Here is a 16,381-nt window from a genome sequence, read left to right as displayed (position 1 = left end):
TACTTGTGTAAATTATATCACTTTTTCCTGTACCCGACACAATCTTTAGGAAATAGCTGCTCAGAAAGAAAGACCGTCATATTATCAGGAAATACTGAAACTACTGACCGCTCATACTCCAATGGAAAGGGAGGTCTGATAATTCTTGGCTGTGAAAACACTTTATTCCCTCTAAACTATGTTATAATGAAATTATGTTTTATTATTTTGACCAAAGAAAGTGACCCATCATGAGACACCAGCAAAATATCTTGGCCATCATCGAAAGCTGTTACGACACTATGACCGATGTCGAAAAGCAGATTGCCGACTATTTTTTGAATCCGACCGATATAGAAGGGGATCTGTCCTCCCTCGAAGTAGCGCAAACCTTGCACATCTCACAGGCGGCCTTGACCCGTTTTGCTAAAAAATGTGGCTTTAAGGGCTATCGGGAGTTCAACTTCCAATATCTCCAACAGCTGAAAATCAGCAAAACGGAGCATACAAATCTGAAAAATGATTCGTCCCGCCAGGTGCTACGCAACTATATTCAAATTCGGCAACAAACCGAGGACTTGATTGACGAAAAAAGGTTGGAGCGCGTAGCCCAACTGATTGAAAAAGCGGATCGTGTATATTTTTTTGGCACGGGAAGCTCGGGGCTCGTTGCTCGCGATATGAAACTGCGCTTCATGCGCTTAGGGGTTATTTGTGAAGCCCTGACAGATGCGGATGGCTTTGCTTGGACAACGAGCATTTTAGACAAAAACTGCCTAGTAATCGGCTTTTCTCTTTCAGGTCAAACCCCATCCATTATTGACAGCCTGATTGATGCTAAGGGCATGGGAGCCAAGACCGTATTAATCACTGGCCAGCCTGATTTGATTAAAGAAAACTTTTCAGAAATCATCCCAGTTGCAATGCAAAGTAAACCTCAGTTCATCCAACGAATCTCAGCTCAGTTCCCAATGCTGCTGATGATTGATATACTTTATGCCTTTTTCCTAGAAATTGACCGAGAGAGAAAGGAAAGAATCTTCAATAGTTACTGGGAAAACCACAAACTTAACGGTTACTACCGTAGACATCAATAAAAGGCTAGGACAAACATCCTGGCCTTATTTTTAACTCCTTGATGGGTTACTGATTGCTTAACCTCAAAGGGCTGATACTTCTTAAAAGTCTTGGGCAACCTTTTAAATCTACTTCTAAAGACAAGTGAGCAAAGTTAAATTTTTGAAAATTTAGTTCTATCCACCGAATTTTTCCTGTCATGTCAATTTCTTCTAAAATATCGTCCAGCCGTCTACAGAAGCAGTTTTCTAAAAGCAAGAAACCTGAGGGGCCTCAGGTTTACTTGGATTACTGATGTTTATTTTTAAAGTGGTAGTAGGCCCCAAACATGCCCGCCGTATTTTGGTGATAGGCAAAGGCTAGTTTGGTCTTCTCAGCTATGCTGGGCACCAGAGCATCCTTGAGAGCCGCTTGGATACGCGGTCGGAGAATGGCCTCTTGTCCCATGATACCACCGCCCAAGATGACGATTTCTGGATTAACCACATAGCAGATATTGGCAATACCCTGCCCCAGATAGCCAACCATGCGATCGATGCCCTCAATACAGAGTTTATTGCCCTCAGTTGCTTCTTTAAAAATCCGACGGCCATTCCAATGCTCTGCGTCTTCTCCATGTAGATCAGCAACATATTGGACCAAGGCTGTGGTCGAAGCCACATCCTGAAAGGCTCCGTCCGGCAGGTGCAGATAGCCTACTTCGCAGGCTGAGTTGCTAAAGCCGTGAAAAACTTGCCCATCTGCTACTAGACAGCCACCAATCCCTGTCCCAATCGTTAGACAGACCGCAATTTTTGCTCCCTTACCATGGCCAGACATGACCTCAGCCAGACCGGCACAGTTGACGTCGTTCTCAATCTCGCAAGGAATGGAAAACTCCTCCTCCAATACCTTCTTAAATTGCGTCCCAGCATAATTAGGAATCTGAGGACCAGCATAAAAGATCTCTCCCTTGTCTGGATCGACCATACCAGCTGAGGAGATACAAATCCCCTCAATTGAACCAGCCTGCGCATAGTCTGCAACTATCTTTTGAACCTTACGCATAATCTCTGGACCACCCTTATGGGCTTCCGTAGGTATTTCATGGGCTTCTACTAGCGTTTCTTGGTCGTCGATCAGGCCGTATTTGATATTGGTGCCGCCAATGTCAATCGTAACATAATTTCCCATAAGCATCCTTCTTTCTTTTAGAGGAAGCGCTCCTTAGTTTCTTGGATCAAGGCCGCTGCTGCTTCTACGATCGGACGGTCTGCTTCTACGACTGGTGTCAAAGGAGCACGGACAGAGCCGATAGCCAGTCCTTCGTTGAGCTTGAGAACTTCTTTGATAACAGCATACATATTGCCGTGAGCACTGGTTAGCTTGCCGATAATATCGTTAATGGCAAACTGCAACTCTTTAGCTCTTTCCAATTCCTTGTCTGCAATCAGTTGATTCAGTTTAAGGAAGAGTTCTGGCATAGCTCCATAGGTACCACCAATTCCAGCTGCTGCTCCCATGAGACGACCTCCCAAGAACTGCTCATCTGGACCGTTAAAGACCAAATGGTCACTGCCACCAAGTGCTGCGAAGGTCTGGATATCCTGCACCGGCATTGAAGAGTTCTTCACACCAATCACGCGCTCATTTTTCAGCATTTCCTTATAAAGACTCGGAGTCAGGGCTGCGCCAGCCAATTGCGGAATATTATAAATCACAAAATCAGTATGTGGGGCAGCCGCACTGATATCATTCCAGTACTGAGCGACAGAATATTCTGGCAGACGGAAATAAATCGGCGGAATAGCCGCAATGGCATCAACTCCTAGAGCTTCCGCATGTTTTGCCAACTCGATACTGTCTTTAGTATTATTGCAGGCTACGTGAGCAATGATGGTCAGTTTGCCCTTAGCAACTTTCATTACTTCTTCCAAAATTACTTTTCTGTCGGCCACGCTCTGGTAGATACATTCGCCTGATGAGCCGTTGACATAGAGACCTTGCACGCCCTTGTCGATGAAATACTCCACCAAAGCGCGAGTCCGCTCCGGGCTGATTTCACCCTCCTCGTCATAACAAGCATAAAAAGCTGGGATGACACCGTGATATTTTTTTAAATCTGACATAGTTTTCTCCTAATGTTTTAGAAATGAGAGGGACGAAAATCATTGTTTCATCCCCACATCTTTTATTTTACAATTTCCGATAATTTAACTTTACGATCTTCAAACATAGACTGAGTACATGCATCTGCTGTTGCAATAGCCTCCAGAGCTGCTTCTCCTGTTAATAATTTTTTGAATTCTTCTGTTACCGGTGCTCCCTGCATGATTTCATGAAGGTAACGCATTTCCTTGTCAATAACAGATGATAACCACAATGGGGTACGTTTACCAGGTTTTCCGTAAGCAATGGCTCCATCCATTTCGGTACTATGGTAAATACGAGTACGATCATCATCTTCTTCCTGTGACTCATGGATTAGGAAGTAACTTTCTTGGCCATCTAATTTGAGAGTTCCTTTACAGTTGAACAAGTCCAGACGAATCGCTCCTTTTGTCCCTTGAATCAAGACATAGTGTTCACCCCATCGATAAGCAGAGCCCCATTCTAGCAAAGCAAAACGCTTGTTTGAAAATTCCATATTGACAAAAATCATGTCATCTTCGTCACCAAAATTTTCTCCCTCATGAGCTACATTGCCACCAGTCATTGTAACAGTTTCAGGCATCCCACCCATAAGAAATTGAACACAGTCCAATTCATGGATATGGTGATATAAGTGACCACCAGATTTTTCGCGGATTTTCTTCCAAGATACTGATGGTTGTTGCTCCTCCCATCCATTACGAGCCGTATGACAATATAGAACGTCCCCAATCACACCTTGATTGATTAATTCTTTGGCATGATGAACACCATGAAAGAAGTTCATGATATGCCCCGCCATAAAGGTCACATTGTTTTCTTTACAAGCATCTACCATTTCGCGACAATCCTCATAGGAAAGAGCAATTGGTTTTTCACAAAAAACATTTTTTCCATGCTGAGCTGCTTTGATAACAGGTTCTTTATGAAGATTATTTGGAGAAGCTACAATAACACAGTCAACTTCATCGCTAGCCACTAATTCATCTATCGAAGCTGCAACTTTCGCTCCTAACTCTTCAGCTACTACTTCTGCGTTTTCCGGATCATAAACAATCGTAATTTCTGCACCATCATTTTTTTGCATATAACGAGCCAATTCAGCTCCAAAGTATCCTGTTCCTACGACGCCATATTTAACCATTTTTATTCTCCTATTTTTTAATACAATATCCTATTTTTAACTTATATATGGACTAACACTGTTTCGAAATGTCTATTTTACAGACCCCTCTGAAAGACCGCTTGCAATCTTATTTTGAATGATTGAGAAGAAGATGATAGAAGGCAATACAACAATCACAGATGCCGCCATCATATCTCCCCAGTCTAGCACCTCTGATCCATTCAATGAACGAAGTGCTACTGCAACGGTCATTTTACTTGTATCGTTAATCAGTATCAATGCATATAAGAATTCATTCCACGCATTAATAAAGGTATAAATCGCTGTTGCAACAATTCCCGGAGCAACGATTGGTAATACCACTTTATAAAAAGTAACAAACTTATTTGCTCCATCGATACGAGCCGCCTCTTCAATCCCAATTGGAACCGTTTGGAAGAAGCCAACCAGCAACCATACCGCATAAGGTACACTAAATGACAAATAAATGATGATAAGGCCAATGATGCTATTTCCCAAACCTGCTTTTGCAATTGCAATAGAATAAGGTATTGCTAGCAAAATAGGTGGGAAAATATAAGTTGTTACCAAAAGCCGTGACATTATTGCTCCTAGTTTAGGGAAGAAGCGAACAATACCATAAGCAGCCATGGAAGAAATAATCGTTGCAATAACTGTTGTAGACAAAGAAATTACTAAACTATTTCGGATATTATCAACGAAATGCAAATCATTAATAACATGTGTAAAGTAGTCTAGCGTAAAAGTCTGAGGCCAGAAGCGAGTTGGGAATTGTGTCAACTCCCCTTTTCCTTTAATCGAAGATATAATAATCCATACAAGCGGGAAGATTGCAACAATTGTTGCAATTATCAAAACCAAATGAGCTCCGATATCTAAGTAGAAGTTTGATTTTTTCTTCATTATTTTCTACCCTCCTTTTCCCATTTACTAATTACAGAGAAGTAAATGAAGCAAACTGTCAATAGGAAGATAAAGAGCAATACTGTGACTGCTGAAGCTCGTCCTAATAACTTCGTTCCCCAACCTAAGTTGTAAGCGAAAATCGGCAAGGTCATAGTCGCATTAGATGGACCACCACCAGTAATGAGGTAGATAATATCAAAATTATTAAAGATCCAAACCGTTCTCAGTACAACTAGCAGTCCTACAACGACCTTAATATGCGGAAAAGTAATATGTCTGAATACTTGCCAACTTGTCGCACCATCAATTTTAGCCGCCTCAAACTGCTCCTGGGGAACTGTTTGAAGTGCAGATAAAACATTAACCATAATCATTGGAGCTCCAAACCAGATATTGATAAACACCAAGCAAATAAAGGCCCACGTGCTATCAGTCAGAAAAGCTGGGGCATGCTCCATTAAACCAAGCTTAACAATAATATTTGGCAGGTACCCATAGACACCATTTAGAATCCATTGCCATGAAAAAGCAATAACAATTGTAGGAAAAGCCCACGGTACGATCAACAACGTCCGATAAAGTTTTTTAAATCGTCGCACTCTATGCAAAGCAAGAGCTAGAACAAATCCAATGGTAACTTGTCCAGCTAAGGAAATGACAGTCCATTTTATTGAATTAAAAAATGCACTAAAAAAATTAGGGTCTGACAATACTGCTTTATAATTATCTAAACCAACAAAACGATAGTTGGGCATAATTAAATTCTTATTGGTAAAGCTATAAAAAATGCTTGAAAAAAATGGATAAACAAAGAGTAATCCTACGATAATCACTGCTGGTAGTACAAATATCCAACGCGTCAAATTACGATCTCTGACCATCTCTTACCCCTTTCTTTAAAATAAGAGGCTATAGCGCTACTGCACCATAGCCCTAATAATCTAGGTATTATTTCACATCAACTGCAACCGTTTCAAATAAATCGTTTAATTGCTTTTCAGCATCTTTTGCTGCAGCCATGGGGTCTTTCCCATTTGTGATAATATCTTGGAACATTTGTTCAATAATGTGTTGGTTTGTCAACATACCAGCCTCAACACTTGGGCCGTTTTCATAACCAATAGCAGTACCTTTTTGAACAGCCTCATTGATTACTTGTTCTGCATGTTGGAATTTTTGGCGTTTTTCATTATTCTTATAAGATGGTAAATCAGAAATACCTCTAATCGTTGGTAACATGCCAACTGGTGTAGAATCTAAGAAACCAACATAGTTATCTTGTTCATATAGATATTCTAAAAATGCTTTTGCAACTTTTGGATGCTTAGAATTTTTCCATACAACCATTGGAACATTTGAAGTTTCAATCCCTTGATCTTTATCGGATGCTTTGACCTTCGGAATAGGATAGGCATCAATTGATTCTAATAATTGTGGACTGTTCGCTTCAACCCCTCCAATGTGGAAACCTGAGTTAAAGTCAAATGCTGTCTTACCTTGGTAGAATAGGGTAGCTTGTTGTAACACATTATAATTGAGTGAATCTTTAGGAGAAACTTCCTTGTACATTTTCACCCAGTATTTGATTCCTTCTTGAGCCAAATCGCTAGTTAAATCAACCTTCTTATCCTTTGTTAATAGGCTTCCTCCTGCACTACGAACATAGAAATTCAGGAAACGAGTAGCCATAAAGTCATTCGTACCAAGCGGCACTGACATACCATAAACTCCATCAGCTGTCAATTTCTTGGATGCTTCATAAAGTTCATCCCAGGTTTTAGGCACTTCAATATTGTGTTGTTTTAATAAATCTGTACGTACCCACATCACTTGTGCATGGGAATAAAGAGGAACAGAATAGTAATCACTGCCAATTTTTGCTTCATTCAGAGCTGTTTTATTGAAACGATCTTTTCCAATTTTGTCAATTGTATCATTCAATGGAACAATAGCATCTGAGTTAATCATTTCCATTACTTGGTTCGGCAAAGCTGTACTGACATCAGGTACGTTTCCGTTAGCAAGGCCTGTTGTCCATTTGGTGTAAAAGTCATTCCAAGAAAAAGTTTCAATTTTAATCTTAACTTTTGGATGCTTCTTCATAAATTCATCTGCAGATTTCTGGATACTTTCTAAACGAGGTCCCTGTGTAAATGAGTGCCACATAACGATTTCCCCAGATAATTCACCTGAATCGTTTCCTTTACTATTTTCCCCACTTGGAGAACAACCACTGATTATCAGTGCGATAAGTCCTGTTAGAAGAACGAATAAAAATTTCTTTAGATTTTTCATAGTTTACCTCTTCCTATTTAAGAAATAGCTACTTTAAATACTACTTTTTTTAAGGGTAGATCATTTACACGAACTTTTGGCTGATGCAAGTCCTCAGGGAATGTTATTAAACATTCTCCAGATTTCAAGTGAATAAGCTGCTCCACTTTTCCTTCATATAACTCAATATCCTTTTCCTTATTATAAGGTTGACTAACTGTTGTGCTTTTAACAGAAGAAACTGCCATATCTTCTGTATTTTCTAACACCAGATGGATATCAAGATATTTCCTATGAGTTTCAAAGAAATCTCCTGGTTGACCATCTGCTACATAACTAAAACAATTGCCAAATAATTTATCACCTTCAATATCTATCTTCCCTTCTGGAAGACTTCCTAAATCAACTGTTTTTAAAAAATTTATTAATCTTTCAAAATATGGATTTACTCCTACATAAGTTGATAGATTATTAATTTCCGTTACAATCATAATTAAAATTTCCTTATAAAATTTTATTTAATACGAGAACCGTTCTCTAATTCAAAGAAGTGTGCTTTTGCAATATTGAATACCAAGTCTATTTTTTGACCTGCTTCATGGTAATTATGAGCAGCAACACGTGCAGAAAATTCCTGAACTCCTACTTTACAATAAAGGATAGAATCGCTTCCTAAAAGTTCAGAAACTATAATCTCTGCTTCAACAACAGAATCTGGGAAAGCATCAGCAGCTATCAACTCAGCTGAGATATCCTCTGGTCGAATGCCCAGTATCACTTTCTTCCCTTGATAACCTTTTTCTTCTAGGATTTTACGTTGACCGTCTGGAAGTCCAACAGCAAAACCTTGTCCATCTGTAAGCTGATCGCCCTCTAAGTTCACTTCAAAGAAATTCATGGCTGGGCTACCGATGAAGCCTGCCACAAACTTGTTAACTGGATTTCTATAAACTTCTTGTGGACTACCGATTTGTTCCACTCGACCAATGGTTCCAGTGCCAGCAGGATTCTTGGTTGCTGACATGATAACAATCCGGTCTGCAAGCGTCATGGCCTCTGTCTGGTCGTGGGTAACGTAAATGGTTGTTGCTCCGATACGGCGGTGGATTTTGGCAATCTCAGCACGCATGGATACCCGTAGTTTCGCATCCAAGTTTGACAAAGGTTCATCCATCAGGAAGACCTTGGCATCTCGGACGATGGCCCGTCCCATGGCTACCCGCTGACGTTGACCACCAGACAAGTCCGCTGGTTTGCGGTCTAAAAATTCTTTCAAACCAAGGATGGCAGCTGCTTCTTGCACCCGCTTGTCAATATCTTCCTTGCTGTACTTGCGAAGTTTAAGCCCGAAAGCCATATTGTCATAGACTGTCATGTGTGGATAGAGGGCATAGTTCTGGAAGACCATGGCAATATCACGATCCTTGGGAGCAATATCATTGACTAGTGTCTCATCGATATAGAGCTCGCCCTCAGTGATGTCCTCCAGTCCCGCAATCATGCGCAAGGTCGTCGATTTTCCACATCCAGAAGGACCAACAAAGACGATAAATTCTTTATCTTTGATTTGCAAGTCGAAATTTTCTACAGAGTAGAAATCACTATTAGGATATTTTTTGTAGAGCTTATTTAACTTTAAGGTCGTCATTGCTTTACCTCACTTTATTTTACTGCTGCAACGAAACGCTCGGTGATTTCCTTTGGTCGAGTAATGGCTCCACCTACTACAATACCGCGGACACCCAAATCATGGATTTGCTTGGCTTGATCTGGATAATGAATCTTGCCCTCAGCAATCACATCTACTCCCGCATCACAAAGCTTCTTGACCAGTTCAAAGTCTGGTCCGTCTACCTTAGGACTGTAGGAAGTGTAGCCTGATAAGGTTGTACCGACAAAGTCAACACCAGCTGCTACAGCTGCCATGCCTTCCTCAAAGGTACTGATGTCGGCCATCAGCAGTTGCTGCGGATATTTCTCCTTGACTTGGCGGATAAAGTCCTCAATCTTCAAACCATCATAGCGTTCTCGCTGGGTGCAGTCCAGAGCGATGACCTCGATATCAAGGGCAGCCAGCTCATCCACTTCCCGCATAGTCGCAGTGATAAAAGGCTCCTGTGGTGGATAGTCCCGTTTGATAATCCCGATAATCGGGAGCTTGGTTACTTCCTTAATCTCCTTGATGTCTCGCACGCTGTTGGCTCGAATACCAACCGCTCCGCCCTCTTCAGCCGCCTTGACCAAGAGAGGGATGACTCCACCAGCCTCTGTATAGAGGGGCTCATGAGGCAGAGCTTGACAGGAAACGATAATGCCATCTTTGATTTTTGCAATTAATTGATCTTTGCTAATCTGTGACATAAATAATCTCTCCTTTTTCTATGTTTTCTCCGTTCTTTTTATAATGTCATTATATACAAAAAGTAAAGCGCTTTCAATAAGTTTTGAGATTTAGATTTTAGTTTCTAAAAACCAACTTCCTTTCTTAAAATTTGAAACTACTTTCAGTATTCGAAGTATTTTTGAGCAAAAAAGTTACTATATATTTTGAATAATTTTCCATAAAAAGCCTGAGATTATGCTAATCTCAGGCTTGGTTTCTTTCTTGCTGCTATCTATTTTTACCAATCTTTAAAAGCTTCCAGTAAGGATGGATGGTTAATCTTTGAGCCACAAAGCCAGTTGAAGACCCTATCATTGACATAGACATTCATGGCTTCATGCTCGTACTCTGGCATGAGATGGTGCTCCTTAGCACACTCCAGCCGATTGTAAATCGCAAACTGGGTAATCGGATAGCAAACATCGTCAGCCAGTCCCGTTATCATCCTCACCCGCCCTTGAATGCGGTGAGCCATATTTTTCACATCGATATAGGACAAGATCTGAATAATCTCATCCTCCGTTTCATGGAAAGGATCGTGGAATTTAAAATACCGAAAAAGCTCATCATAGGCCTCGCTGGTATTGCCAATCTCTAGCACCCGCCGAAAATCTGACAAGAAAGGATAGATAGCCACTGTCTGCTTAATGCGCGGATTGAGAGCCGCTGCCACCAAAGCTAAGGCTCCACCCTGAGAAGCCCCTTAACTGGATAGATGCTCCTCGTCCACAAGGTCCAAACTCGCCACAATCTCAATCAAGCTGTAGATATCCAGATAGACATCCTTATAAAAGAGACGCTCTCGTCCATCCACTGCCCCACGGATAATCTGACCCTTGACCGTATTGCCCCTTACAGACGCTCCACCATCCAAGGAATAACCTGACTGGCCGCGTACATCCATAGATACAACACCATAGCCAGCAACCGTATAAGCTAGCATATCGGCCCAATCCCAGCCACGCCCCATATAACCGTGGAAATGAAAGATAATCGGAACTTTTTTACTCGATTTAGGAAGGACCATACGGGCATAAGTTCGCCCCTGATTCGTCCCCTCAAACACTAGCTCATAGCAGGTCACCCCAGCGATTTGAAAGTCTTTCTCAATCAGCTGATAGTCTGGCAAGCTACTCAAACTGCTAATCTGACGATCCCAAAAAGCATCAAAATCCGCTGGAACTTCATCCCTGCCTCTGTAATCCTTTGCCTCTGCTAATAAATCTGGATTGCGCATCTCATCCTCCAACACTATTGTTTTTGTAAACCCTTACAAAAACAATAGCACAGCCCCTCACCTTTTTCAATCCTTTACAGAAAGAAGAATTTAGTTTCCGTTTTTGCTATGATTCTCTTTCTTTTTGAAACTAGTTTCAAAAAAAGGGGTCGGAGAAATTCCCTGACCTCTTTTTAATGTCACATTACTAAAAACAAAGCAAGCGAGGTAAATAAAGAATCACACCTTTTAACCTGCTTTTTGAACATTTGATAGAAATTCTTGATAAAGATGATTTCTAAGCAGCAACTGATGATGAGTCCCTTGATCCACTATCCGTCCAGTTTTATCTAAAACAAGAATTGAATCTGCTTTCTTGACTGTATGCAAACGATGCGCAATTGTCATGCGTGTTTTACCTGCTGTCAGCTTATCAATTGCTTTACTAATTCTTTGTTCTGTCACACTGTCTAAACTTGCTGTCACTTCATCTAACAGATAAATCGGATGCTCCAGCAATAAAGCCCTCGCAATATTAAAACGTTGCTTTTGTCCCTCGGACAGCCCAGTACCACTATCAGAAATCTCCGTATCTAAACCTTTGTCTAAATCCCTTATCAAACACGCCAACCCCAGTTCTTCTAAGACTTCATTCATCCGTTCTTCTGAGACGATTTTATTTTTCCCATAGAGAAGATTTTCCCTGATCGTTCCATGAAACAAGGTATTATCTTGAGGAATATAAGCAATCATCTTTCTCAATTGTTCCTCAGATAAGCCTGCTAAACTCTGATTGCCAATGAAGATATCTCCCTTATAATCTTGATAGAATTTCATCAATAGAGCAAAAATAGTCGATTTCCCTGCACCGCTTGGTCCAACAATGGCCGTATGCTGTCCCGCTTGAATATTGACGGATAAATCGTTTAAGACATTTTCCTGATCATAGGAAAAATTAACATTCTTCATGATGATACTCGATCTAGAAAGCTCTAACCCTGTCTCTCCTCCTGCTTCTTTATCTAACTCTACCATCTCCATTAAACGATTTGAAACACTATGAAACTCTGTCCAATCCGTCATAGATTCAGAAATATCTGTGATAGGGTCAATCAACTGTGTAAGATAAAGAACAAAAGTCATCAAGCTACTCATGGTCATATTGCCTTTTGAGACTTCCAAACCAGCCACCACCAAGAGTAAAATGATAAAGGTCATGGTCAATCCATTTGACAAAGTTTGTTGAATGGAGGATAGACCAATAATCTTTTTGAAGTTGTGGCTTAATTGATTAAAAGAGTGAGCCATGGATTCTTCCTCACTCTTTTCACCATTGAAGGATTTCATCAAACGGATATGAGTGAAACGATGACTAATCCGACTAGAAATGTCTCCCAGTCCTTCTTGATAGCTTGTATAGTGACTTTCTAGCCGATGATTTATCGGAATAATGACAAATAATAAAAACGGAAATAGTAAGAAAGATAGTAATGTCAAGGGCAGACTGATATTTACCAGAAAATAGAGAGAACCCATAATCACAATCCCATTTAAAATAAGATTTGGCAATACCGATGTGATAAAGTTCAAAATGACAGACATATATTTTCTCATCTATAAAAACTGTGTGCATTAATATAAATGTCTAATATGTAAAGCGCTTATTGGTTAAACCTGTATAAATAGTTGTTTCTCATTTTTTCTTCCTTAAACCTATTTTAATTTTTCAAAAAAATCAAAATCCCTAAATGTACGATTGTGTTTCAAGGTCATATCAAGTCCCCCTGTGATATTTGATACTGTAACTCTTGCAGTAGGAGAGAGATTTTTCAAAGTATACACTCTAAGAATATTTCTTTTAACTGTAATCAAGTCTAACAAATAGCCATTGACTCTTATCTCCACTTGTATTAATGGACTAGAGGACTGTCTCACAACTAGCACATCTCGCACGCCACCTGTATAAGTCTGTACATTATTGATTCGTTTGAACTCTAACATACCATGACTTTTTACAGTTACCCCCACCAACCACCGATAGAGCCTAGTAAACTAAAAAGTTTAAACATTTCTTTTTCCTTCCTGCTGTGGTGTTTACAAAAATAATTATATCAGCATATCAAAAAATCACCAATGACAGAAATGTCCTCTTTTATATCCGTTCCAAAGCTATAATTCCAAACAAAATAAAAAAACTTCAGACCGTAGACAAACTACTTTTCTCGAAGTGGTTTGTCTTTTTTTGTTCATCATTTCTATCTGATTTTCCTTGTACACTAGTCATATAGCTAAGATCTTGCGATTCAGGCAAAATAAAAAGCCCCTCTAGGCAATCATTTTCACCAGTTTTTTGAGATTCAGGCAGGCAAAAGTCAGACCAACCTGATCTTCCATTTTGGCCTTACCAATCTGTCTAGTGTAGCGCATACCGTGATATTCTTTGGCGGTCCCAAAGTCTCGCTCAATAGTCTCCTTGCGCCGCTTGTACCATTCCTTCATCACAGGGGTATGACGAATATCTTCACATCTATCTAAATAATCCTTCCAAACATGCCGGGTGATGACCCGCTGATGATTCTTAGCTCTGGTGCAGACAGTCAAAAGAGGGCAGTTTTGACAAATAGAGGAATCGCTTTTGTATTCTCGGTAGCCGTCACGATTGGTTGTGCTGTAGCTTAATACCTGGTTTTGCGGACAGAGATAACAGTCATAGTATTCATCATAAACAAAATCTTTAGGGCGAAACATGTGCTTATCTCCCCTTGGTCGGGTGTAAGGCAGAACTGGCGTTAGCTCCTGGTCCAGCAGGAACTTGGCAATACTGGGCGTCTTAAAACCAGAGTCCATGACAATAGTTTGGGGCTCAAAAGGTTCCAGCTTGGCAAAGAGGAGCGGAAAAAGCTGGCTGTCATGCACATTTCCAGCTGTTGCCGCTCTAAATCTACTTGGTTTTTATGAAACATCAGCTGCACCTCTTACCTCTATTATACTCCTAAAAACGACAAAAAGCCCTGAGAAATGTGTTTTCTCAAGACTTTGTCTACAATCTGAAACTTTTGACAATAATTGCCAAAAGTTTTATTTTATCGTAAATATCCGATAACCAAGTATATTGAAAAAGTTCTAAAGTCTTGATTAGCTCTGGAACTTTTTGACCCTATAATTTCTGTAGTGGATAAATATACCGAAGGAGATTTACCCACTACTAATCTTAATTTTTATTCAAATGGTTTATATGTCATTCCCATAAACTTCCTCCTTTAAGTTAAAACTATGCCTGCCCAAATAGCTCCGCCAACTAAAACACCACCTGCAACACCTCCAATAAACCACCCATCTCCATAAAGTTCGTCTGTTTTTACTTCTTCAAAAAATAGTTCATTCATATGTTTATCTTTCATTTCCATAAAATTACTCCTTTAAGTTAAAGCTACAATTCCTGCAGCAGCAGCCACAATACCAATTCCAACACCGAAACCTTCAATGAAATCTCGAGCATTCCCATAAAGCTCATCTACTGGTACTTCCTCGAAAAATAGCTCATTCATATGTTTGTCTGTCATTTCCATAAAATTACTCCTTTAAATTTCTATTTTGACCTATTTTCCCAATTTACATTTTGATCTAATTGTCTAAGCCATATCATATTTGTAAATGATAAAATCATAATAGCCACGATAAGAATTAACGAAATCAATAATCTTCTTTCCACCAAAGCAATTGCTAAACCGCCTAACAAAATGATAGTTAGAAAAACACCTTGTAGCTTGTTACTGATACTATTTTTAAAACCTCTCATTAATTCACTCCTTTATTTACTAATCATTGTTGTTTTTCCCGAACCAGATGGACCTAAAAATCCAAATATTTCACCTTTACTAATCGAAAAGGACACATCTTGTAAAGCACTAGATTTTCCAAATTTTTTACTAATATTTTGTACGTCAATAACTTTTTCACACATTATCATTCCCTTCCTGATGTCTTATTTACAAGAATAATTATATCAGCGCAACAAAAAATCACCAATGACAGAAATGTCACTATTTTTTTAATAAATAGATAGTAAAATCCGAACAAAATAAAAAAAATTGACAAGAATATCAAATCTTGCCAAAAACTTTAGTATATCAGGACATTTCTGCCACTATTCACAAATTATTGAATATATTTTTTTATATCTTTCTGCCATTCTCTATCAAGGCTTGTTATCAATTCCTCGTTTCCAAATATTTGAGCCACCATTTTCGCCTCTTGATACTTACGATTTGCCTCATAAAAATCACATTGAATGTAATATTTCCACTCGACCATTAAAATCAATGGTTTCTTTTGAAAATCTCGAGTCCTATTCATAATATGATTTAACTTATCTACTGCCATCTTAAAGTAGGAGAACTCCCCAACAATCTCCAAACAGCACAACGCTGCAAATAAAGCATCCCGTAATAAATATAAATCTTCTAATTCAGTTTCTTCTATTTGAAGACATAGCTTTTTAAATAGAAGAATAATTTCTTCTTGGGTAGTTTCTTTTATAAAACCCGAATTCAATCCATCCATTAATGCACAGAGAAAATAAAGTCTTAATTTCAATAATGTACTAGTTTGAAACAGCTCTATATCGACTAAATTGTCAGAATTATTCTCCAACACACCTTGACCATATAATGAATTTTGACCTGCCCGCACCTGATCAATGGCCTGCAAGCAATCTACCATTATCTGCTCATCTCTTGGAAGATTGTCATAAAAGTCCTCAAAGATTTCATCGAAATACTCATCTTTTTGTTCTTGCAGCTCCTTATCCCCATAGTCGGGATGGTGGAGGAGAAAGTATTTGATTTCCTTATAACGCTCTGGCAACTCTTGATAGTCAGGCATGAGGATATAGGCTGGAATCTCCAATTTTTCTGCGATATGCTCCAGAGTTTTCAGAGAAGGGTGAAACTCACCTTTTTCGATACGTGCCAGCTGGCGGACAGACAAACCAGACTCATCATCACAAAAGGCCGGACGGCTCAAACCTTTCTTTTTGCGTAACTCCTCTATTCTTTTACCAACATCATTCATCAACCAAAACCCTCATTATTATTTGAAAAAAATAATTTAATTATCAAAGTTTTCTGTTTTTATTATATCAAAATTCCTCCAATCACGCCAAAAAAGAGTCTGGGACAAAAGTCCTAGCCTCTCAATTGTCTTTGGATTGTCGAGCAAGACGCAGTGGTTGAATGGGCTCTACTACGCTGATTTCATCAGCTTTTAC

At 39.5% G+C, this 16,381-nt stretch carries 16 protein-coding genes and 3 pseudogenes; 1 reads left to right on the top strand and 18 read right to left on the bottom strand.

Going from position 1 to position 16,381, the window contains the following annotated elements; translation table 11 throughout:
* Nucleotides 1-230: 230 nt before the first annotated feature.
* Complete coding sequence (locus D8792_RS08420; RefSeq protein ID WP_125373667.1) at nt 231-1,076, top strand: MurR/RpiR family transcriptional regulator; 846 nt, start codon at nt 231-233, stop codon at nt 1,074-1,076.
* Between the two features lie 268 nt (nt 1,077-1,344).
* Here D8792_RS08420 and D8792_RS08415 read toward each other — a convergent pair whose 3' ends face one another.
* The 18 genes and pseudogenes from D8792_RS08415 to D8792_RS08340 form a co-directional block, all read right to left on the bottom strand.
* On the bottom strand, nt 1,345-2,229 hold the full coding sequence (locus D8792_RS08415) for an ROK family protein (RefSeq protein WP_125373666.1): 885 nt from the start codon (nt 2,227-2,229) through the stop codon (nt 1,345-1,347).
* A 17-nt stretch (nt 2,230-2,246) separates the two neighbouring features.
* A complete protein-coding gene (locus tag D8792_RS08410; protein ID WP_125373665.1) occupies nt 2,247-3,164 on the bottom strand; it encodes a dihydrodipicolinate synthase family protein in 918 nt (305 codons plus the stop codon).
* 62 nt (nt 3,165-3,226) lie between these two features.
* Entirely contained in the window at nt 3,227-4,330 is a 1,104-nt protein-coding gene (locus D8792_RS08405; protein WP_125373664.1) for a Gfo/Idh/MocA family protein, read from the bottom strand.
* A gap of 72 nt (nt 4,331-4,402) precedes the next feature.
* Nucleotides 4,403-5,236, bottom strand: coding sequence for a carbohydrate ABC transporter permease (locus D8792_RS08400; protein WP_002898776.1), 834 nt, complete (start codon nt 5,234-5,236; stop codon nt 4,403-4,405).
* A complete protein-coding gene (locus tag D8792_RS08395) occupies nt 5,236-6,120 on the bottom strand; it encodes a carbohydrate ABC transporter permease (protein WP_125373663.1) in 885 nt (294 codons plus the stop codon). The genes D8792_RS08400 and D8792_RS08395 overlap by 1 nt, the downstream gene beginning before the upstream one ends.
* Before the next feature lie 67 nt (nt 6,121-6,187).
* Nucleotides 6,188-7,534 carry an ABC transporter substrate-binding protein gene (locus D8792_RS08390; RefSeq protein ID WP_125373662.1) on the bottom strand — a complete coding sequence of 449 codons (1,347 nt, stop codon included), beginning with the start codon at nt 7,532-7,534 and terminating at the stop codon, nt 6,188-6,190.
* 17 nt (nt 7,535-7,551) lie between these two features.
* Entirely contained in the window at nt 7,552-8,004 is a 453-nt protein-coding gene (locus D8792_RS08385; RefSeq protein WP_002894431.1) for a YhcH/YjgK/YiaL family protein, read from the bottom strand.
* Between the two features lie 23 nt (nt 8,005-8,027).
* A complete protein-coding gene (locus D8792_RS08380) occupies nt 8,028-9,161 on the bottom strand; it encodes an ABC transporter ATP-binding protein (protein WP_125373661.1) in 1,134 nt (377 codons plus the stop codon).
* A gap of 14 nt (nt 9,162-9,175) precedes the next feature.
* A complete protein-coding gene (locus tag D8792_RS08375; protein ID WP_125373660.1) occupies nt 9,176-9,874 on the bottom strand; it encodes an N-acetylmannosamine-6-phosphate 2-epimerase in 699 nt (232 codons plus the stop codon).
* A 260-nt stretch (nt 9,875-10,134) separates the two neighbouring features.
* Nucleotides 10,135-11,133, bottom strand: a pseudogene (locus tag D8792_RS08370) (acetylxylan esterase).
* A 228-nt stretch (nt 11,134-11,361) separates the two neighbouring features.
* Nucleotides 11,362-12,714, bottom strand: a complete 1,353-nt coding sequence (locus D8792_RS08365; protein ID WP_260470274.1) for an ABC transporter ATP-binding protein — start codon at nt 12,712-12,714, stop codon at nt 11,362-11,364.
* Nucleotides 12,715-12,825: 111 nt separating this feature from the next.
* Nucleotides 12,826-13,113 (bottom strand): hypothetical protein, encoded by a 288-nt coding sequence (locus D8792_RS11465; protein ID WP_061423559.1) that lies wholly within the window; start codon nt 13,111-13,113, stop codon nt 12,826-12,828.
* A 327-nt stretch (nt 13,114-13,440) separates the two neighbouring features.
* Nucleotides 13,441-14,037 (bottom strand): annotated as a pseudogene (locus D8792_RS08355) (transposase); the annotation flags it as partial.
* Between the two features lie 335 nt (nt 14,038-14,372).
* Nucleotides 14,373-14,519, bottom strand: a complete 147-nt coding sequence (locus D8792_RS11460) for a hypothetical protein (protein ID WP_015604207.1) — start codon at nt 14,517-14,519, stop codon at nt 14,373-14,375.
* A 12-nt stretch (nt 14,520-14,531) separates the two neighbouring features.
* Nucleotides 14,532-14,681, bottom strand: coding sequence for a hypothetical protein (locus tag D8792_RS11455; protein ID WP_185758433.1), 150 nt, complete (start codon nt 14,679-14,681; stop codon nt 14,532-14,534).
* 20 nt (nt 14,682-14,701) lie between these two features.
* Entirely contained in the window at nt 14,702-14,911 is a 210-nt protein-coding gene (locus D8792_RS08350) for a hypothetical protein (protein ID WP_125373658.1), read from the bottom strand.
* Nucleotides 14,912-14,929: 18 nt separating this feature from the next.
* A pseudogene (locus tag D8792_RS08345) lies at nt 14,930-15,076 on the bottom strand (ATP-binding cassette domain-containing protein); the annotation flags it as partial.
* Between the two features lie 194 nt (nt 15,077-15,270).
* Nucleotides 15,271-16,185, bottom strand: a complete 915-nt coding sequence (locus D8792_RS08340; protein WP_125373656.1) for a helix-turn-helix domain-containing protein — start codon at nt 16,183-16,185, stop codon at nt 15,271-15,273.
* Nucleotides 16,186-16,381 lie beyond the last annotated feature (196 nt).

It is taken from the genome of Streptococcus cristatus, assembly GCF_003943505.1.
Classification (GTDB): Bacteria; Bacillota; Bacilli; order Lactobacillales; family Streptococcaceae; genus Streptococcus; species Streptococcus cristatus_E.
The sequence above is the reverse complement of the archived record's forward strand: the minus strand, read 5'-3'. Positions and strand labels throughout refer to the sequence as shown.

Excerpts from the sequence above, each read along its gene's own strand:
- D8792_RS08420 (WP_125373667.1), top strand. The coding sequence starts at position 231 with ATGAGACACCAGCAAAATATCTTGGCCATCATCGAAAGCTGTTACGAC.
- D8792_RS08415 (WP_125373666.1), bottom strand. The coding sequence starts at position 2,229 with ATGGGAAATTATGTTACGATTGACATTGGCGGCACCAATATCAAATAC.
- D8792_RS08410 (WP_125373665.1), bottom strand. The coding sequence starts at position 3,164 with ATGTCAGATTTAAAAAAATATCACGGTGTCATCCCAGCTTTTTATGCT.
- D8792_RS08405 (WP_125373664.1), bottom strand. The coding sequence starts at position 4,330 with ATGGTTAAATATGGCGTCGTAGGAACAGGATACTTTGGAGCTGAATTG.
- D8792_RS08400 (WP_002898776.1), bottom strand. The coding sequence starts at position 5,236 with ATGAAGAAAAAATCAAACTTCTACTTAGATATCGGAGCTCATTTGGTT.
- D8792_RS08395 (WP_125373663.1), bottom strand. The coding sequence starts at position 6,120 with ATGGTCAGAGATCGTAATTTGACGCGTTGGATATTTGTACTACCAGCA.
- D8792_RS08390 (WP_125373662.1), bottom strand. The coding sequence starts at position 7,534 with ATGAAAAATCTAAAGAAATTTTTATTCGTTCTTCTAACAGGACTTATC.
- D8792_RS08385 (WP_002894431.1), bottom strand. The coding sequence starts at position 8,004 with ATGATTGTAACGGAAATTAATAATCTATCAACTTATGTAGGAGTAAAT.
- D8792_RS08380 (WP_125373661.1), bottom strand. The coding sequence starts at position 9,161 with ATGACGACCTTAAAGTTAAATAAGCTCTACAAAAAATATCCTAATAGT.
- D8792_RS08375 (WP_125373660.1), bottom strand. The coding sequence starts at position 9,874 with ATGTCACAGATTAGCAAAGATCAATTAATTGCAAAAATCAAAGATGGC.
- D8792_RS08365 (WP_260470274.1), bottom strand. The coding sequence starts at position 12,714 with ATGTCTGTCATTTTGAACTTTATCACATCGGTATTGCCAAATCTTATT.
- D8792_RS11465 (WP_061423559.1), bottom strand. The coding sequence starts at position 13,113 with ATGTTAGAGTTCAAACGAATCAATAATGTACAGACTTATACAGGTGGC.
- D8792_RS11460 (WP_015604207.1), bottom strand. The coding sequence starts at position 14,519 with ATGGAAATGAAAGATAAACATATGAATGAACTATTTTTTGAAGAAGTA.
- D8792_RS11455 (WP_185758433.1), bottom strand. The coding sequence starts at position 14,681 with ATGGAAATGACAGACAAACATATGAATGAGCTATTTTTCGAGGAAGTA.
- D8792_RS08350 (WP_125373658.1), bottom strand. The coding sequence starts at position 14,911 with ATGAGAGGTTTTAAAAATAGTATCAGTAACAAGCTACAAGGTGTTTTT.
- D8792_RS08340 (WP_125373656.1), bottom strand. The coding sequence starts at position 16,185 with ATGAATGATGTTGGTAAAAGAATAGAGGAGTTACGCAAAAAGAAAGGT.